The sequence below is a fragment of the Mycobacterium colombiense genome, assembly GCF_003284935.1.
Classification (GTDB): Bacteria; Actinomycetota; Actinomycetes; order Mycobacteriales; family Mycobacteriaceae; genus Mycobacterium; species Mycobacterium arosiense_A.
On sequence record NZ_QMEV01000008.1, the window covers coordinates 67,412 to 85,698 of the forward strand.

General features: G+C 68.1%; 18 protein-coding genes. 7 read left to right on the top strand and 11 right to left on the bottom strand.

Annotation, left to right across the window (positions count from 1 at the left end):
- Nucleotides 1-6: 6 nt before the first annotated feature.
- The gene (locus DQP57_RS06315; RefSeq protein ID WP_112632189.1) at nucleotides 7-531 is read left to right on the top strand and encodes a gamma carbonic anhydrase family protein; all 525 of its coding nucleotides are present in this window, start codon (nucleotides 7-9) and stop codon (nucleotides 529-531) included.
- Here DQP57_RS06315 and DQP57_RS06320 read toward each other — a convergent pair.
- From DQP57_RS06320 to DQP57_RS06335, 4 genes are read right to left on the bottom strand one after another with little or no spacing between them, the layout of a single operon-like run.
- Nucleotides 528-935 carry a nuclear transport factor 2 family protein gene (locus DQP57_RS06320; RefSeq protein ID WP_112632190.1) on the bottom strand — a complete coding sequence of 136 codons (408 nt, stop codon included), beginning with the start codon at nucleotides 933-935 and terminating at the stop codon, nucleotides 528-530. The genes DQP57_RS06315 and DQP57_RS06320 overlap by 4 nt on opposite strands.
- Nucleotides 932-2,131, bottom strand: a complete 1,200-nt coding sequence (locus DQP57_RS06325; RefSeq protein ID WP_112632191.1) for a thiolase domain-containing protein — start codon at nucleotides 2,129-2,131, stop codon at nucleotides 932-934. Before DQP57_RS06325 ends, DQP57_RS06320 begins: the two co-directional genes overlap by 4 nt.
- Nucleotides 2,131-3,195, bottom strand: coding sequence for a thiolase domain-containing protein (locus DQP57_RS06330; RefSeq protein ID WP_112632192.1), 1,065 nt, complete (start codon nucleotides 3,193-3,195; stop codon nucleotides 2,131-2,133). The genes DQP57_RS06325 and DQP57_RS06330 overlap by 1 nt, the downstream gene beginning before the upstream one ends.
- Nucleotides 3,196-3,210: 15 nt before the next feature.
- Nucleotides 3,211-4,212 carry a Zn-ribbon domain-containing OB-fold protein gene (locus tag DQP57_RS06335; protein WP_205869053.1) on the bottom strand — a complete coding sequence of 334 codons (1,002 nt, stop codon included), beginning with the start codon at nucleotides 4,210-4,212 and terminating at the stop codon, nucleotides 3,211-3,213.
- A 66-nt stretch (nucleotides 4,213-4,278) separates the two neighbouring features.
- On the opposite strand from DQP57_RS06335, the gene DQP57_RS06340 reads away from it, so the two are divergent.
- Complete coding sequence (locus DQP57_RS06340; protein WP_112632194.1) at nucleotides 4,279-5,310, top strand: LLM class F420-dependent oxidoreductase; 1,032 nt, start codon at nucleotides 4,279-4,281, stop codon at nucleotides 5,308-5,310.
- Between the two features lie 146 nt (nucleotides 5,311-5,456).
- Here DQP57_RS06340 and DQP57_RS06345 read toward each other — a convergent pair whose 3' ends face one another.
- The gene (locus DQP57_RS06345) at nucleotides 5,457-6,179 is read right to left on the bottom strand and encodes an acetoacetate decarboxylase family protein (RefSeq protein WP_205869054.1); all 723 of its coding nucleotides are present in this window, start codon (nucleotides 6,177-6,179) and stop codon (nucleotides 5,457-5,459) included.
- A 42-nt stretch (nucleotides 6,180-6,221) separates the two neighbouring features.
- Here DQP57_RS06345 and DQP57_RS06350 point away from each other — a divergent pair, with 42 nt between their 5' ends.
- Entirely contained in the window at nucleotides 6,222-7,442 is a 1,221-nt protein-coding gene (locus tag DQP57_RS06350) for a cytochrome P450 (RefSeq protein ID WP_112632196.1), read from the top strand.
- Nucleotides 7,443-7,519: 77 nt separating this feature from the next.
- Here the strand turns inward: DQP57_RS06350 and DQP57_RS06355 are convergent, their stop codons facing one another.
- On the bottom strand, nucleotides 7,520-8,383 hold the full coding sequence (locus DQP57_RS06355) for a crotonase/enoyl-CoA hydratase family protein (RefSeq protein WP_430918195.1): 864 nt from the start codon (nucleotides 8,381-8,383) through the stop codon (nucleotides 7,520-7,522).
- Nucleotides 8,384-8,417: 34 nt separating this feature from the next.
- On the opposite strand from DQP57_RS06355, the gene DQP57_RS06360 reads away from it, so the two are divergent.
- Genes DQP57_RS06360 through DQP57_RS06375 form a run of 4 tightly spaced genes read left to right on the top strand, consistent with a single transcriptional unit; the run spans nucleotide 8,418 to nucleotide 13,282 of the window.
- Nucleotides 8,418-10,070: an acyl-CoA synthetase gene (locus tag DQP57_RS06360; RefSeq protein ID WP_112632197.1), complete on the top strand. Its 1,653-nt coding sequence runs from the start codon at nucleotides 8,418-8,420 to the stop codon at nucleotides 10,068-10,070.
- 30 nt (nucleotides 10,071-10,100) lie between these two features.
- Nucleotides 10,101-10,868, top strand: coding sequence for a fructosamine kinase family protein (locus tag DQP57_RS06365; protein ID WP_112632198.1), 768 nt, complete (start codon nucleotides 10,101-10,103; stop codon nucleotides 10,866-10,868).
- A 39-nt stretch (nucleotides 10,869-10,907) separates the two neighbouring features.
- Nucleotides 10,908-11,735, top strand: coding sequence for an amidohydrolase family protein (locus DQP57_RS06370; protein WP_112632199.1), 828 nt, complete (start codon nucleotides 10,908-10,910; stop codon nucleotides 11,733-11,735).
- Complete coding sequence (locus DQP57_RS06375; RefSeq protein ID WP_112632200.1) at nucleotides 11,732-13,282, top strand: acetolactate synthase large subunit; 1,551 nt, start codon at nucleotides 11,732-11,734, stop codon at nucleotides 13,280-13,282. The genes DQP57_RS06370 and DQP57_RS06375 overlap by 4 nt, the downstream gene beginning before the upstream one ends.
- Here the strand turns inward: DQP57_RS06375 and DQP57_RS06380 are convergent.
- The 5 genes from DQP57_RS06380 to DQP57_RS06400 form a co-directional block, all read right to left on the bottom strand.
- On the bottom strand, nucleotides 13,268-13,981 hold the full coding sequence (locus DQP57_RS06380; protein WP_112632201.1) for a serine hydrolase: 714 nt from the start codon (nucleotides 13,979-13,981) through the stop codon (nucleotides 13,268-13,270). The two genes, DQP57_RS06375 and DQP57_RS06380, sit on opposite strands and share 15 nt — an antisense overlap.
- Nucleotides 13,982-14,103: 122 nt before the next feature.
- Entirely contained in the window at nucleotides 14,104-14,322 is a 219-nt protein-coding gene (locus tag DQP57_RS06385) for a hypothetical protein (RefSeq protein ID WP_112632202.1), read from the bottom strand.
- A 58-nt stretch (nucleotides 14,323-14,380) separates the two neighbouring features.
- Nucleotides 14,381-15,892, bottom strand: coding sequence for a long-chain-fatty-acid--CoA ligase FadD17 (fadD17, locus tag DQP57_RS06390; RefSeq protein ID WP_112632203.1), 1,512 nt, complete (start codon nucleotides 15,890-15,892; stop codon nucleotides 14,381-14,383).
- A gap of 5 nt (nucleotides 15,893-15,897) precedes the next feature.
- On the bottom strand, nucleotides 15,898-17,025 hold the full coding sequence (locus DQP57_RS06395) for an acyl-CoA dehydrogenase family protein (protein ID WP_112632204.1): 1,128 nt from the start codon (nucleotides 17,023-17,025) through the stop codon (nucleotides 15,898-15,900).
- A 29-nt stretch (nucleotides 17,026-17,054) separates the two neighbouring features.
- On the bottom strand, nucleotides 17,055-18,236 hold the full coding sequence (locus tag DQP57_RS06400) for an acyl-CoA dehydrogenase (RefSeq protein ID WP_112632205.1): 1,182 nt from the start codon (nucleotides 18,234-18,236) through the stop codon (nucleotides 17,055-17,057).
- Nucleotides 18,237-18,287 lie beyond the last annotated feature (51 nt).

The window sequence follows — 18,287 nt, forward strand, 5'->3', positions numbered from 1 at the left end:
TAAACGATGCCGCTGTTTGCGTTCGAGGGCCGCGAGCCACGGGTCGATCCGACCGCTTTCGTTGCCCCGACGGCCACCCTGATCGGCGACGTCGTGGTGGAGGCGGGGGCCTCGGTCTGGTTCAACGCCGTGCTGCGCGGCGACTACGGGCCCATCGTGGTGCGCGAGGGCGCCAACGTCCAGGACGGCTCGGTTCTGCACGCGCCGCCCGGAATCCCGGTCGACATCGGTCCGGGTGCGACGGTCGCGCATCTGTGCGTCATTCACGGCGTGCACGTCGGTCAGGAGGCGCTGATCGCGAACCACGCCACCGTGCTCGACGGTGCGGTGATCGGCGCGCGCAGTCTGATCGCTGCGCATTCGCTGGTGACGGCCGGCACCCAGATCCCGGCCGGGATGCTGGCGGTCGGCGCGCCGGCGCAGATCAAGGGCCCGGTCGCCGGGACCGGTGCCGAGATGTGGGTAAAGCTGAACCCGCAGGCCTACCGCGACCTCGCCCAGCGGCATCTGGCCGGGCTGGAACCGCTCTAGATCTTGCGGGTGTTGGCCGCCGCGCGCTCCATCTCCCAGTAGGCGCGCAGGGCCACCATCTGGCCCTCGGCGTTGACCCGGTAGGTGAAGACGCCCTCGGCGGTCGTCTGGTACTCGCCCGTCGTGATGAGGATGTGCCCGACGTTGGCTTCCTCGTTGCCACACTGGTAGGTGTCGCGGAAGAAGAACTCGATCTTGGTGGTGGGGGCGATCGCCTTGTCCCAGAACGCCGAGATGGCGTCACGGCCGCGGTGGCCGAGGCCCTCGGGGTCGAACACCGACGGTCCGATCGGGTCCTCGACGATGGCGTCGTCGGCGAACACCGCCAGCCAGGCATCCTTGTCCCTGGCCGCCACCGCCTCGCGGGAGCGGCGGCCGGCCTCGTGCGCCGGATGGGCGGTCACGCATCCACCTTCTGGGCCGCCGGCTTGTCGGCGCCCACCACCCACATCGAGTAGTACTGCGAGCCACCGCCGTAGGCGTGTCCCAAGGCCTTTCGTGCGTTGGGCACCTGGTGGTCGCCACCTTTGCCCATCACCTGGATCGCCGCTTCGGCGAAGCGAATCAGGCCCGAGGCGCCGATGGGGTTCGACGACAGCACGCCGCCCGACGGGTTGACCGGCAACCGGCCCCCAATCTTGGTCTCGCCGGCTTCGGTTAGTTTCCAGCCTTCACCCTCGGCGGCAAAACCGAGGTTTTCCAACCACATCGGCTCGAACCAGGAGAACGGCACGTAGATTTCCGCGGCGTCGATCTCGTCGATGGGGCTTTCGATGCCGGCAGCCTTCCACAGCGCCGCGGCCGCGTCGCGGCCGGCCTGCGGGCTCACCTGGTCGCGTCCCGCGAACTGCAGCGGCTCGGTGCGCAACGCCGTGGCGTGGATCCACGCCACCGGATGTCCTTGCGCCAGACGGGCTTCGGCGGCCTCCTCGTTGCCGATCACCACGGCGGCCGCGCCATCGGACGAGGGGCACGTCTCGTCGTAGCGGATCGGGTCCCACAGCATCGGCGACGACATCACCTTCTCCAGCGTGATGTCGGGCTGGTGCAGGTGCGCCAGCGGATTCTTGGCGCCGTTGAGCCGGTCCTTGACCGCGACCATGGCGCCGATGTTCGTCGGGGCGCCGGATTGGCGAATGTACGAGCGCACGTGCGGGGCGAAGTAACCACCCGCGCCGGCACCGACCGGCTTGATGAACGGAATCGGAATCGACAACGCCCACATGGCGTTTGACTCCGACTGCTTCTCCCAAGCCATCGCGAGCACGCGGCGGTACTTGCCGGACTGCACCAGGCTGGCGGCCACGACACCGGTGGACCCGCCGACCGAGCCCGCGGTGTGCACCCGGATCAGCGGCTTGCCGGTGGCGCCCATGGCATCTGCCATGAACAGTTCGGGCATCATCACGCCCTCGAAAAAGTCCGGCGCCTTGCCGACCACGACGGCGTCGATGTCATCGAAGGTGCTGCCGGAGTCGGCCAGCGCCCGATCGATCGCCTCGCGCACCATGCCGTTCATCGAAACGTCTTGGCGTTTGGCGACGTACTTCGTCTGTCCGGTACCTAATACCGCAGCGACGTTCGGCCCTGCACCGGCCATCAGTTCTTTCCTTCCATGACCGCGACCAGGTTCTGTTGGAGCGCGGGCCCGCTGGTGGCGTGCGCCAGCACCCGCTCAGCCGAGCCGTTCCAGATGTGTTGTGCTGCAAAGCCGATGCGTTCGAGGCCGGCGACGAACATGGGGTTGGCCGCCAACGCGCCACCGGACGGGTTCACCTTGGTCGGTCCGGGGACGCGGATCGCTTCCTCGAGGATCAGGTGCTGGTGGGTGAAGGGCGCGCAGATCTCGACCACGTCGAGGTTGTCGGTTCGGCCGCCGGTGGCCACGTGGGCCGCGGCCTTCGTCGACGGTGATTCGGTGAGATCGCGCGCGCCGAGTGACGGGGTTTCGATGCGGTGCTCGATTCCGGTGATCCAGGCGGGGTTTTCCCGCAGCTCACTTGCCCGGTCGCCGGCCGCGAGCACGATTGCCGCGGCGCCGTCGGTGATCGGCGCGATGTCGTGGCGGCGCAGCGGGTCGGCGAAGAACGGCCGCTCGAGCAGTTCGGCCACGCTGATCGACCCCTCGACCTTGTCCACGCGGCGCGCATTGGCAAAGGAGTCGAAGGCCACCCGCGCCATCTGCTCCTGGGTCCACTTGCCGGTGTCGAGCCCGATGCGCGCCTGCAGCCCGGCCAGTGAGATCGAATCGGGCCACAGCGGCGCGACCGTGTAGGGATCGGTCTGCCGCGACAGGATCTGGCGCAGGATGCCGGCCGAGGACTTGCCGAAGCCGTACACCAGCGCGGTGTCCACCTCACCGGTGAGGATTTTGATGTAGGCCTCGTAAAGCGCCCAGGCGGCGTCCATTTCGACGTGCGACTCGTTGATCGGCGGAACGGCACCGATCGAGTCGATCGCCGAGATGAACGAAAATGCGCGTCCGGCAAGGTAATCGGATGATCCGGAACACCAGAAGCCGATGTCGGTCCTTTCGATGCCCAGCTCCTCGTACAACTGGGCGAAGCATGGGATCAACATCTCGACACCGTTGGTGGTGCCGTCGGTGCGGCGGACGTGTGGGGCGTGGGCAAAGCCCACGACCGCAACGCTGCGAGCGCTCATGTGTTCCTAAGCCCTTTACAGGTGGTGCTTGTAGGTGTCGTAGTCGGCGTCGGGTTCCCCGGTCGGCCGGAAGTACTCGATGTTGTCGATGCCAAATCCCCACTCCTCACGGGGTTTCCACACCGCCTCGACGCGCATGCCCATCCGCACTTCGTGGGCGTCGATGTCGGCGACCAGATGCAGGAACGGGATGTCGGCTCCGTCGAGCAGCACGTAGGCGGCCACATAGGGCGGCTTGATGCGCTGGCCCTGGAACGGGATGTTGATGATCGCGAACGTCGTGACGGTGCCCTTGTCGGGCAGCTCGACGAACTCGGTCGTCGGTTGGCCGGTCGCCGGATCGGCGCCGTGCGGCGGGAAATAGACCTTGCCGTTCTCGCCCGTCTTCGCGCCGAGCAGTTTGCCTTGCGCGATGGCCCGCAGGTAGGCGCTCTCCTCGTGCGAGGCGCTGTGCTGGATGGTCAGCGACACCGGCGTGACGATCATGGTCACCGGGTCCTTGTCGCCGTCGGACTGCTCGGCCACCGCCTCGGCTTCCTCGCCGAGCGCGAAATAGGCGATGTCGGTGATGGCGCCCACCGGCTCGTCGACCCAGTGCGCGTGCACCCGGCTGCCGGTCTTGATGGCGGAAGGACCCGCGGCTCCAACATCAACGGCGTGAATCAGCGGCGTGTCGGCGCCGTCGAGCTTGATCAGCGCCCAGGCGAACGGCCGGTCCAGCGGCTGTCCCTCGATGGGGTCAGGCTGCCAGGTCCATGAGACCACCGTGCCGACGCTGGACACCGGTACCATCTCGCCCAGCGGCTCATAGGTGACCGGGTCATATTCGGCCGGCGGCACATGCACCCGGCCATCCGATCCGCGCACGCCCAGGATGTGGCGGTCGCGCAGGGCGGTGAAGAACTTGCTCAGCGTGGGGCCGACTGAACGGGTGTAGTCGAAGGACAACGTCAGTGGCGCGGCGAGCGGTGGCTCAGGGTGATCCATCAGGGGCGGGCTACTCGAGCTGGCTGTCACGCCATCGAGTAGAACAGGTTCTAAGAACGGATTCAACATCGGGTCGGCGACGGAAGGGTGACGACGATGAAGCTGGGATTGCAGCTGGGATATTGGGGCGCTCAGCCGCCGCAGAACCACGGCGAGCTCGTCGCCGCGGCCGAGGAGGCCGGCTACGACGCCGTCTTCACCGCAGAGGCCTGGGGATCGGACGCCTACACCCCGCTGGCCTGGCTGGGGTCGTCGACGTCGCGGGTGCGGCTGGGCACATCGGTGGTTCAGCTGTCCGCGCGCACCCCGACGGCCTGCGCGATGGCGGCGCTGACGCTCGACCACCTGTCCGGCGGCCGGCACGTCCTCGGACTGGGTGTGTCCGGCCCGCAGGTGGTCGAGGGCTGGTACGGCCAGTCGTTCCCCAAACCGCTGGCCCGCACCCGTGAGTACATCGACATCATCCGGCAGGTGTGGGCGCGCGAAGCCCCGGTGACCAGCGCCGGGCCGCACTACCCGCTGCCGCTGACCGGTGAGCGCGCAACGGGTCTGGGCAAGCCGCTCAAGCCCATCACTCATCCGCTGCGGGCCGACATCCCGATCATGCTGGGCGCCGAGGGGCCGAAGAACGTCGCGCTGGCCGCCGAGATCTGCGACGGCTGGCTGCCGATCTTCTACACGCCGCGGATGGCCGACACCTACAACGAGTGGCTGGACGAGGGGTTCGCCCGTCCGGGCGCCCGCCGCAGCCGCGCGGACTTCGAGATCTGCGCGACGGCCAACATCGTCATCACCGAGGACCGCAGCGCCGCGTTCGCGGCCATGAAGCCCTACATCGCGCTCTACATGGGCGGCATGGGTGCCGAGGACACCAACTTCCACGCCGACGTCTACCGGCGGATGGGCTACTCCGAAGTGGTCGACGACGTGACGAAGCTGTTCCGCAGCAACCAGAAGGACAAGGCCGCGGAAATCATCCCCGACGAGGTGATCGACGACGCCGCGATCGTCGGCGACGTCGACTACGTGCGTAAGCAGATCAAGGCCTGGGAGAACGCCGGCGTCACCATGATGGTGGTGTCCGGCCGCAGTACGGAGCAGGTCCGCGAGCTGGCGACCCTGATCTGACCCCCGCCCGGGACAAACTAGAACACGTTCTAATTTTCTTGCCAGGGGCTTAGAACGCGTTCTAGATTGTCCGGATGGCACGCCTGACGACGATGCAGCGGGGGTGCCCCCAGCCGCGAAGCGGCGAGGGGGACGCGCCCGGCCGGTCAGCCGAGCGGGTGGGCGTCGCCGAAGGTCATCTCGACGTGGCCGACCGATCCGGAGGCCATCGCGCGCTTCGGCAGGCCCAGCGACGCCAGCTCCTCGGCGTAGGCGTGATCACCCAGGCGCAACGTCGCCCCGCCGGGCCGACCGCGCAGCCCGCGCACCCGCATCTCCCAGGGCACTTCCCGGGTGGTGCCCTCGGCGAAGGTGTAGGTCTTGAGCACCTGCGGGCGCGACGTGAACATCGAGGGCACCGGCAGCCCGCGGGCGAAATCGATGCCCGCGATGTGGGCGCCGTCGGCGCTGACGTCGAATCCGAACCGGCCGTGCTCACGAACGGTGAAGTCCGCCATGATCTTCGGGAATCCCCAGATCGAGCGCCCGGCTTCCAGGGTGAAGCTCTGGTCGACGGGCAGATGGTGAATGAACGCGGCCGCATCGCCCAGGGCCCGCCAGCCGCGGGCCGTCGAGCCGGGCGGGTTGACCATGACGCAGGTACCGAATTCGTGGTACTGGCCCAAATCGCCGTCGATGTAGCGCGCCAGCATCAGGTTCACCACCGCCCGACCGGGGCGGGGCTGGCAGACCTGCAGGCCGCTGTAGTCGATAAGGCGTTGCGCCGCTTGCGCATCCACCGAAAACATCGCGGTGTGCACGTCGGCTTTTCGTATCCGCACCGGCATGGTGAGGACGGTCCCCGCAACTACGTGTTGTGACTCAGGCATGCCGGTTACTGTAATCCGTTCGTCAACCTTTGGAGGCTGTAGATGACTTCGACCATCCCGGAAGCGATCTCGAATATCGACCTGGCAGACGGCAATTTCTACGCCGACCGTCACACCTCGCGCGAGGCCTACCGCTGGATGCGCGCCAACCAGCCGGTGTTTCGCGATCGCAACGGCCTGGCCGGCGCCACCACCTATCAAGCCATCCTGGACGCCGAACGCAATCCGGAGCTGTTCTCCAGCACGGGCGGCATCCGTCCCGATCAGCCCGGCATGCCGTACATGATCGACATGGACGACCCCGCGCACCTGTTGCGGCGCAAGCTGGTCAACGCCGGCTTCACCCGCAAGCGGGTGAAGGAGAAGGAGCCGTCCATCGCCAAGTTGTGCGACACGCTGATCGACGCGGTGTGTGAGCGCGGCGAGTGTGACTTCGTCCGCGACATCGCCGCCCCGCTGCCCATGGCGGTGATCGGCGACATGCTGGGCGTGCTGCCCTCCGAACGCGGCATGCTGTTGAAGTGGTCCGACGACCTGGTGTGCGGGCTGAGCTCGCACATCGACCCCGCGTCGGCCGAATTCCAAACCGTGATGGAGGCTTTCGCCGCCTACACCGCGTTCACCATGGACATCATCGCCAAGCGGCGCGCCGAGCCCACCGATGACCTGTTCTCCATCCTGGTCAACGCCGAGGTGGAGGGGCAGCGGATGTCCGACGACGAGATCGTCATGGAGACGTTGCTCATCCTCATCGGCGGCGACGAGACCACCAGACACACCTTGAGCGGGGGGACGGAACAGCTGGTGCGCCACCGCGAGCAGTGGGATGCCCTGGTGCGCGACCCGTCCTTGCTGCCCGGCGCCATCGAGGAGATGCTGCGCTGGACGTCGCCGGTGAAGAACATGTGCAGAACTTTGACGGCCGACACGGACTTTCACGGCACCGAACTCCGCGAGGGCGAGAAGATCATGCTGCTGTTCGAGTCGGGCAACTTCGACGAGTCGGTGTTCGAAGACCCGGACAACTTCGACATCCGGCGAAACCCGAACAGCCACATGGCCTTCGGGTTCGGCACGCACTTCTGCCTGGGCAACCAGCTGGCCCGGCTCGAGCTGTCGATGATGACCGAGCGGGTGCTCAAGCGGCTGCCGGATCTCAGGCTGGCCGACGACGACTCGACCCTGCCGCTGCGGCCGGCGAACTTCGTCAGTGGCCTGGAAGCGATGCCGGTGGTCTTCACCCCCAGCGCGCCACTGCTGTAACGCCTTCGGCGCGCGAGCGTAAGCGCACTGCGGAAAAACACGCGAGATTTCGCAGTGCGCTTACGCTCGCGAAGGCACTAGCGGTTTTTGAAGTTGGGCTTGCGCTTCTCGGCGAACGCGCGCGGGCCTTCCTTGGAGTCCTCGGAGAGGAACACTGGTATGCCGTTGGCGGTGTCGGGCTTGAAGGCCTCTTCCTCGTGCATGCCCTCGGTCTCGCGGATCGTCTTGAGGATCGCCTGGACGGCCAGCGGTCCGTTGTTCTCGATCACTTCGGCGATCTCGAGCGCCTTGGCCAGCGCCTGCCCGTCGGGAACGACGTGGCCGATCAGGCCCATGTCCTTGGCTTCCGCGGCGGTGATGTGCCGGCCGGTCAGCAGCAGGTCGCACGCCACGGTGTAGGGGATCTGGCGCACCAACCGCACGGCGGAGCCGCCCATCGGGTACAGGCTCCACTTGGCCTCGGAGATGCCGAACTTGGCGCTCTCACCGGCCACCCGGATGTCGGTGCCCTGCAGGATCTCGGTGCCCCCCGCGATGGCCGGGCCTTCGACGGCGGCGATGAGCGGCTTCTTGAGCCTGCGGCCCTTGAGCAGGGCGTCGATTCGCGACGGGTCGTAGCTGCCGTCCTTGAATGACTCACCCGGCGGCTTCTGGGTTGCCGCCTTGAGGTCCATGCCCGCGCAGAAGTAGCCACCGGCCCCGGTCAGGATGCAGCAGCGGATGTCGTCGTCGTTATCCACGCGGTCCCAGGCCTGGACCATGATTTCCATCATTTCCGTGCTCAAGGCGTTGCGGCGGTGCGGCCGGTTCATGGTCACAATGAGGGTGTGACCACGCTGTTCCACCAGCGCGTCCGGTCCGGTCTCCCCGTTTTCGGTGTTTGCTGGGGTTCCGGCATTCTCCACGGTCACGGCTACCGCCTTTCCCTCGACTATGGGCACGAGCTTGCCTCGAAATGTAACACGTTCTAATTTGGTGGCCGTGGCCTTGAATATTGCCGATCTCGCAGAGCACGCCATCGACGCTGTGCCCGACCGTGTCGCCCTGATCTGCGGCGACGAGAAGTTGACCTATGCCCAGTTAGAGGAGAAGGCCAACCGCCTGGCTCACTACCTGTTGGAGCAGGGGGTGAAAAAGGACGACAAGGTCGGCCTGTACTGCCGCAACCGCATCGAGATCGTCATCGCGATGCTCGGCATCGTCAAAGCCGGCGCCATCCTGGTGAACATCAACTACCGGTATGTCGAGGGCGAGCTGCGCTACCTGTTCGAGAACTCCGACATGGTCGCGCTGGTGCACGAGCGCCAGTACTCCGACCGGGTGGCCAACGTGCTGCCCGACACCCCCGACGTCAAGACGGTCCTGGTCGTCGAGGACGGCAGCGACAACGACTTCCAGCGTTACGGCGGCGTCGAGTTCTACTCGGCGATCGCGCAGAGCTCGCCCGAGCGCGACTTCGGCCCGCGCAGCGCCGACGACATCTACCTGCTGTACACGGGCGGCACGACGGGCTTTCCCAAAGGCGTGATGTGGCGCCACGAGGACATCTACCGCGTGCTGTTCGGTGGAACCGACTTCGCCACAGGCGAATTCGTCCAGGACGAGTACGACCTTGCCAGGGCCGCGGCCGCCAACCCGCCGATGGTCCGCTACCCGATCCCGCCGATGATCCACGGCGCCACCCAATCATCCACCTGGATGTCCATCTTTGCTGGCCACACCACCGTGCTCACACCGGAATTCAACGCCGACGAGGTGTGGCGCACGATTCACGAGCACAAGGTGAACCTGTTGTTCTTCACCGGGGACGCGATGGCGCGGCCGCTGCTCGACGCGCTGCTGACACACCAGGACAAGGGCAACGAATATGACCTGTCGTCGCTGTTCCTGCTCGCGTCGACCGCGGCGCTGTTCTCACCGAGCATCAAGGAGAAGTTCCTCGAGCTGCTGCCCAACCGGGTTATCACCGACTCGATTGGGTCATCGGAAACCGGATTCGGCGGCACCAGCATCGTCGCCAAGGACGCGCCGCACGCCGGCGGCCCGCGCGTGACGATCGACCACCGCACCGTCGTCCTCGACGAGCAGGGCAACGAGGTCAAGCCCGGTTCCGGTGTGCGCGGCTTCATCGCCAAGAAGGGCAACATTCCGGTCGGTTACTACAAAGACGAAAAGAAGACCGCCGAGACCTTCAAGACGTTCAACGGCGTGCGTTACGCCATCCCAGGCGACTACGCGACCGTCGAGGAGGACGGCACCGTCACGATGCTGGGCCGCGGCTCGGTGTCGATCAACAGCGGCGGCGAGAAGATTTACCCCGAGGAGGTCGAGGCCGCGCTCAAGGGCCACCCCGACGTCTTCGACGCCCTGGTGGTCGGCGTGCCCGACCCGCGCTACGGCCAGCACGTCGCCGCCGTCGTGCAGCCCCGCCCGGGCGCCCGGCCCGCGCTGTCGGAGCTGGACCGCTTCGTGCGCTCCGAGATCGCGGGATACAAGGTGCCGCGCAGCCTGTGGCTGGTCGACGAGGTCAAGCGCTCGCCCGCGGGCAAGCCCGACTACCGCTGGGCCAAGGAGCAGACCGAGGCCCGGCCGGCCGATGACGTGCACGCCGCCCACGCGACCGCGTGATGCGTTTTCAGCGCTAGGCCCGCGCGCGGTGTGACCGACTTCGTCAAACAGCGAGCGGGCGCGCCCGCCGGGTTCTTTGCGGCCGAAGCCGCAGGGCTGCAATGGCTTTCCGCCGTCGACGGCGGCGTGCCGTGCGCGCGGGTCGTCGCGGTGGACGACACCAGCCTGACCCTGCGGCGCCTTGACTCCGCGCGCCCGACGCCAGAGGCGGCGCGCACGTTCGGTAGCCGGCTGGCCGTCACGCACGACGCCGGCGCGCCGGCGTTCGGTGCCGGGCCGGACGGCTGGGACGGACCGGGTTTCTTCGGGCCGCTGTCGCAGCCCCTGCCGCTCTCGCTGCGACGGCACCGGCACTGGGGCGAGTTCTATGCCGACGAACGGCTGACCCCGATGGCCGGACTCGCCGCCCCGCGCCTGGACGCCGCCACCCTCGACGCCGTGCATTCCGTTGCGGCCCGTTGCCGCGCCGGCGATTTCGACGACGACGACCGGCCGGCACGGCTGCATGGCGATCTGTGGAGCGGGAACGTGATGTGGACGCCCGACGGTGTGGTGCTCATCGACCCGGCCGCGCACGCCGGTCACCGCGAGACCGACCTGGCGATGCTCGCGCTGTTCGGCTGCCCGCACTACGACGCGGTCATCGACGGCTACCAACAAGTGCGAGCGGTGCGGCCCGGCTGGCGCGACCGCACCGGCCTGCATCAGCTCTTCGGGCTGCTGGCGCACGTGGTGCTGTTCGGTGGCGGGTACGCGCAGCAGACCCACGCCTGCGCCCGCGCAGCGCTGACCATCTGAGCTCGGAGGGCGGCGGGCCCCGGTCTAGAGTCGAATCGCATGACGATCGATGTCTGGATGCAGCATCCGACTGCGCGGTTTTTGCGCAGTGACATGCTGGCGTCGCTGCGGCGGTGGACGGGCGGGTCGATCCCCGACACCGAGATCCCGATCGACGCGACCCTGGCGTCGATGGACACCGCCGGCGTCGACTTGGGTGTGCTCAGCGCCTGGCGTGGGCCCGGCGGAGCCGACCTGGTCTCCAATGACGAGGTGGCGCAATGGGTTGCCGCGCACCCGAACCGGCTGCTCGGCCTGGCCGCCGTCGACCTGGACCGCCCGATGGAAGCCGTCCGGGAGCTGCGCCGCCGGATAGCCGACGGAGGATTCGTCGGACTGCGGGTGGTGCCCTGGTTGTGGGACGCCCCGCCCACCGATCGTCGTTACTATCCGCTGTTCGCCCAGTGCGTGGAATCCGGGGTGCCGTTCTGCACCCAGGTCGGTCACACCGGCCCCTTGCGCCCGTCGGAGACCGGCCGCCCGATCCCCTACATCGACCAGGTGGCGCTCGATTTCCCGGAGCTGGTGATCGTTTGTGGCCATGTCGGCTACCCGTGGACCGAGGAGATGGTCGCGGTCGCCCGCAAGCATGAAAACGTTTACATCGACACCTCGGCGTACACCATCAAGCGGTTGCCGGACGAACTCGTCAGATTCATGAGGACCGGTACCGGGCAACGAAAAGTGTTGTTCGGCACCAATTATCCGATGGTCACCCACGAACACGCGCTGGCCGGACTGGATGACCTCGGGCTGTCCGACGAGGCCCGCCGAGATTTCCTGCGCGGCAACGCCGAACGAGTTTTCCGACTGGAGGCAGTTAAGTGAACGGTGCCCAGGCCCTGATCAACACCCTGGTGGACGGCGGCGTCGACGTGTGTTTCGCCAACCCGGGCACGTCGGAGATGCACTTCGTCGCGGCGCTGGACGCCGTGCCGCGCATGCGCGGCGTGCTGGCGCTGTTCGAGGGGGTGGCCACCGGGGCGGCCGACGGTTACGCGCGCATCGCCGATCGACCGGCCGCGGTGCTGCTGCACTTGGGTCCCGGGCTTGGCAACGGCCTGGCCAACCTGCACAACGCGCGCCGCGCGCGGGTGCCGATGGTGGTGGTCGTCGGCGACCACGCCACCTATCACAAAAAGTACGACGCCCCACTGGAATCCGACATCGACGCGCTGGCCGGCAGCGTCTCGGGCTGGGTGCGCCGCACCGGTGACGCCTCTGCGGTCTCGGCCGATGCCGTCGAAGGCATCGCGGCCAGCCGGTGGGGTTCGCAGATTTCGACGCTGATCCTGCCCGCCGACGTGTCCTGGTCCGACGGCGCCCAGCTGTTCTCCAACCTGGATGCCCAGCCGACGGGCGCCGATCCCCTGCTGGCCCCCGAGGTGCTCGAGGTGCTCGGCTCCGGCGAGCCGACGGTGATCATGGTGGGCGGCGACGCCACCCGCCGTGCCGGGCTGGCGGCGGCCACCCGCATTGCGGCGGCGACGGGAGCGCGCGTGTTGTGCGAAACCTTCCCCACCCGTCTCGAGCGGGGGGCCGACGTCCCCGCGGTCGACCGGCTAGCCTATTTCGCCGAGGCGGCCGCGGCCCAGTTGGACGGCGCCAAGCATCTGGTGCTGGCCGGCGCCAAGTCGCCGGTGTCGTTCTTCGCCTACCCCGGCATGCCCAGCGACCTGGTACCGGCCGGCTGCGAGGTGCTCGTGCTCGCCGAATACAGCGGCGCCGCAGACGCTTTGATCGCTTTGGCCGACCAGATCGCCCCCGGCACCGAAGCGCCGGTGGCGCCCGCATCGCGTCCCCCGCTACCCACGGGCGCGCTGACCTCCGCGTCGGCCGCCGACGTGATCGGGGCGCTGCTGCCCGACGCGGCGATCGTGGTCGACGAGTCGAACACCTCGGGCGTGCTGCTCGCGGGGGCCACCGCCGGGGCGCCGGCACACGACTGGCTGACCCTGACCGGCGGCGCGATCGGCTACGGCATCCCGGCGGCGGTGGGCGCCGCGGTGGCCGCCCCCCATCGTCCGGTGCTGTGTCTGGAATCCGATGGCTCGGCCATGTATACGATTTCGGGATTGTGGACCCAGGCCCGCGAGAACCTCAACGTGACCACCGTGCTGTACAACAACAGCGCCTACGACATCCTGCGGATCGAGCTGCAACGCGTCGGCGCCGGGTCGGCACCCGGGCCCGAGGCGCTCTCACTTCTCGACTTATCCGACCCCGCAATGGATTTCGTGAAGATCAGCGAGGGCATGGGAGTGCCCGCCCGGCGCGTCACCACGGCCGAGAAATTTACAGATGCGCTGCGGGCCGCCTTCGCCGAACCCGGGCCGCATCTGATCGACGCCGTGGTGCCGTCAATAACGGGCTAGCGTCGGCAGCCGGCTCAGCAGCCAGTCCGTCATCGTATTGACCACGTCGACGCCCGTCTCGAACGCGCCGTCGTCCGCGTCGGCCGCCAGGGCCACGCCCCAGTGACCGGACGGGGTGGGGACGATGCCGAATTGCCGGACCAGGTACTCGCCGTGCATCCCCGGCCCCCAACCACCCTTCGCGGCAATGCCTTTGGCGGCCAGACCCCACTGGTCGCCGGTGACGAGGCGCTGCATCAGGTCGATCACTTCGACGGCGTCGGGAATGGTCGACAGCTCCGCGGCGAACCGCGCTTGACGCTGCAGGCTCCACTGGGTTTGGCCGAACGCGGTGAAACCGCGGCGAAGCCGACGCGATTCGACCACGGTCGCGGTGTCACCGCCTTCGGCCACGACGGACTGGACCCGTCGCGCCGCAACCGCCGGCTCACCCAATTGCGACCACAACTGTTCAGAGGCGCGATTGTCGGATTCGGTGATGGCTTTGACGACCAAATCGCGCGCGCCCAGCCAATCGCTGCGCAGCGCCGCTATCGCCAACGGCACCTTGATGGTCGACCATGCCACGCCCGACCACCAGCTGCCCAGCGAAAAGGTTCTGTCCGGCCGGGCGATCGCGACGCCGACGTTCGCCGGCACCGCGGCCGAGAGCTGTTCGAAGCTGGCTTCCAGCGCGAGCTCGAGCGGCCGTGCCGTCACGCGCTGGCTCCGACATCGGCGTGCGGCACCACGACGCCGAGGCGGGGGACCGGCGCGTCAACCATCGCGTCTCCTTGTCGTTGCGGCATGTACGTGGCGGCGCCGGGTGCCGGGCGGAACCGTCAGCCCGGCGGCGGCAGCGGGGGCCCTTCCTCCTGCGGGGGAGGGGCTTCCCACGGCCCGGGGTCCGGCGTCGGCGGCGACCACACCAGCGGCGGTGGGGGAGGCAGGGGAGGCGGCGGAGGTGGATCCGCCGTGGCGAAACCGGCGCTCAGCCCGAGCGCGGCGCCAGCCAGCGACCCGACCAGGATCGAGCCGGCGATCGTTTCGCGGATTTTCATCAAGCGCTGAGTTTACTGCGTGGACGGCGCATCCGGCGGTAACGCCCGTCCCGGGTCCCTAGCGCTGGATCTTCCACACCGGATCGTCGCAATCGACGCCCTGAGCGGCCAGTTGGCGCTTCAACACTTTGAACGTCACCGTCCGCGGGAGTTCGGCGCTGATCCGCACGTACGACGGCCATTGTTTGGGTCCCAAATCCGGCTGCCCGGCCAGAAACGCGCGGAACTTTTCGTCGTCGAACTCGGCGCCCGGGGCCATCACCAACGCGGCCATCACCTGGTCGCCGACCCTCGGGTCCGGAACCGGGTACACCGCGACCTCGGCGACGTCGGGGTGGCGCAGCAATACCCGCTCGATCGGCGCGGCGCCGAGGTTTTCCCCGTCGACTCGCATCCAATCGCCCAGCCGCCCAGCGAAATACGCGAAGCCGGCGTCGTCGCGGTAGGCCAGATCACCGCTGTGGTACACGCCGCCGGCCATCCGTTCGGCCTCGGCCGCCTCGTCGTTGTAGTAACCCTCGAAACGCCCCGGCCCCGCGGTGTTGACCAGTTCGCCGACCACGCCAGGCGGGCAGGATGCCCCGGTGTCGGGATCAATGATGTCGATACCCGGCGGAAGCGGGCCCAGCGAACCCGGGGGTGTGTCGGGCGTGCGTGCGATGGCCACGCCGCCCTCGGTGGAACCGAACCCGTCCTGCACGACGCACCCGAACCTGCGGCCGAAGCGCTCGATGTCGTCGGGCACGCCCTCGTTGCCGTACACCGCGCGCAGCGGGTTGTCGGCATCGTCGGGCTGCTCGGGCGTGGCGAGCACATACGACAGGGGCTTGCCCACGTAATTGGCGTAGGTGGCACCGTAGCGACGGACATCGACGATGAAGTTCGAGGCGGAGAACTTGCGCCGCAACGCCATCGAGCCCTCGCAGGCCGCCGCCACCGCCCAGCCGACCAACACCGCATTGGAATGAAACAGCGGCATCGACACGTAGCAGACGTCGTCGCGGCCCAGGCCGAAGCGCGCCGACATCGTCACGCCCGCGATCGCGACCTTGCCGTGGCTGCACTTGACCGCCTTGGGCTCGCCGCTGGTGCCCGACGTGAAGATCAACATGAACAGATCCGTCGGTGACGCGTCCTGAAAGGAGATCGGGGTGGCGCGGTGCGCGGCGACCTCGTCGGTCCACTCGGAGGAGTCGGCGTTCAGGTGCTCGATATCGCCCAGCGTCTCAGACGATTTCGAATCCGCCAGCACCAATTGACAGTCGGCCCGGGCGATGTCGCGCCGCAGCGCCTCGCCGCGACGCACCGGGTTGAGTCCCACCGGCACGATGCCCGACATGCCCGCCGCCACCAGCATCGCCGAGAAGAACGGGGTGTTCTCCAGCAGCACGCCGACGTGCGGCGGCCGGGCGGGGTCGAGCCGAGCCCGCAACGCCGCGGCGATCGCGGCACCCTGCTGCAGGTGGTCGCGCCAGCTGGTGAACGAGTCCTCGAAGTAGATACCCCGATCGTCGATCTCGGTGAGCGGCGCCAGCAGCTTGGTGACGGTCAGGTCGTCGGTGAGTTCCATCGCGCCTAAGCGGACGTCTCCGCCAGCTCCCGGCCGATCCGCCGCAGCTGACCGGTCGCACCGCCCAGGGCGAACTCAATCTCCTTGGCGGCCAGGAAATAACGGTGAGCGGGGTGATCGGTGTCGACGCCCACGCCGCCGTGCACGTGCACGATGGTGTGCGCCACCCGGTGACCGGCATCCGCCGCCCAGAACGCCGCACTGGCGACGTCGATTTCGGCCGGAATGTCCTCCGAGACCCGCCAGGCCGCCTGGGTGAGGGTGAGCCGCAGCCCCTTGACGTCGATGTAGCCGTCGGCCAGCCGCTGCGACACCGCCTGGAAGCTGCCGATCGGGCGGTCGAACTGCTCACGCTCACGCGCGTATTCGGCCGTCATCTGCAGGCCCCGCTCGAGAACCCCGAGCTGGAAAGCGCTGCGGCCCAACGTGCCCAGTGTGCCGAGCCACGTGACGACCTCGGCGCCGCCGACCTTGCGACCCTCGTCCACCTCGGTCCCGTCCAGAGCTAGGTGCCCGACGCTACCCAGGCCGGTGGTTTTCAGCGCGGTCACGGTGACGCCCGGGTCCTCGGCGGTGACCAGGAAAACGGCCGTGCCGGAGTCCGTTTCGGCCGGGACCAGGAACGCGTCGGCCACCGGGCCGAAGCCGACCTGGGTGCGGGTTCCGGTCAGCCGGTAACCGGCGCCGGCGCCGGCGCCGGCCGCCCGCACCGGCCCCTCGCCCATCTCACCGTCGAGGGCCACGCCGAGCGTCTTCTCGCCGTTGACCGCAGGCACGCCCCAATTTTGTTGCAGCTCTTCGGAACCGAACCGGGCCAGCGCCCCGGCGCCCAGCACCACGGATTCCAGGTACGGCACGGCGGCCAGCTGGTGCCCCAGCGCAACCAGGATCGCGATCTGCTCGAGCGCGCCGAAGCCGTCACCCCCGAGCGAGGTGGCCGACGCGCTGGACAGGATGCCGGCGTCGATCAGCTTGCCCCACAGGGCGCGGTCGAAGCGTCCCCCGCAAGCGGGAGGTGCCCCCGGATCTCGCCGGTCGAGCTCACGCTGGTGTTCGGGTGTGCATACCGAGTCCACGATGGTGTCGACCAGGTTGCCGAGGTCGTTCGCCGCTTCGGTGGTGGTGAAATCCATGAACGTCCGTCCTTCTATTCCGTAGCGGCTCAGCGGTTCCGGGGCAGGCCGAGGGCGACCATGCCGATGATGTCGCGCTGCACTTCGTTGGTGCCGCCGCCGAACGTCAGGATCAGGCACGCCCGGTGCATCCGTTCGACCCGGCCGCGCAGCAACGCGCCCGGCGAATTCTGGCGCACCGTCGCGGCGGTACCCAGGACCTCCATCAGCAGCCGGTAGGCCTCGGTGGCCAGCTCGGTGCCGTACACCTTGGCCGCCGACGCGTCCGCCGGGTTCAGGGTTTCGCTCGACGCTGACGCCAGTTCCCAGTTGATCAGCTTGAGCACCTCGGCCTTGGCATGCACGCGGGCCAGGTTGATCTGCACCCATTCCGAGTCGATCAGCCGGGCGCCGCCGGCGTCCTTGGTGTTCTGCGCCCATTCGCGAACCTCGCGCAGGGCCAGGAAGATCGGTTGCGGCGAGACCAGCGCGACCCGCTCGTGGTTGAGCTGATTGGTCACCAGCTTCCAGCCGCCGTTCTCCTCGCCGACCAGGTTGGTCACCGGGACGCGCACATCGGAGTAGTAGGTGGCGCTGGTGTCCACGCCGGCCATGGTGTGCACGGGAGTCCAGGAGAAGCCCTCGGCGGTCGTCGGCACGGTCAGCATCGAGATGCCGCGGTGCTTTTTGGCCTCGGGGTTGGTGCGCACCGCCAGCCACACCCAGTCCGCGTAGGCGATCAGGCTGGTCCACATCTTCTGGCCGTTGATGACGTAGTCGTCGCCGTCGCGCACCGCCGTGGTGCGCAGGTTCGCCAGGTCGGTGCCGGCGCCGGGCTCGGAGTAGCCGATGGAGAAGTGCAGTTCGCCGGCCGCGATCTTGGGCAGGAAGAACTTCTTCTGCTCCTCGGTGCCGAACGCCATGATCGTGGGCGCCACGCTGTTAATCGTCAGGAACGGCACCGGCACGCCGGCGATGGCGGCCTCGTCAGTGAAGATCAGCGAGTCCATCGGGGAGCGGTCCTGACCGCCGTACTCCTTGGGCCAGTTCAGGGTGAGCCACCCGTCCTTGCCCATCTGCGCGACGGTGTCGCGATACGCGGTGCCGGTGCCGACCTCGCCGCCGCCCGACGAGGTCAGCGCCTCCCGGCGGTCGGGGGTCATCAGGTCGGTGAAGTAGGACCGCAGCTCGCGACGCAGCTCCTCTTGTTCCGGGGTGTAACTGATGCGCATTTCGGCCGTCCTTGAGGTTTACGACGTTCGGAGTAACAAGCCTTGTCACAG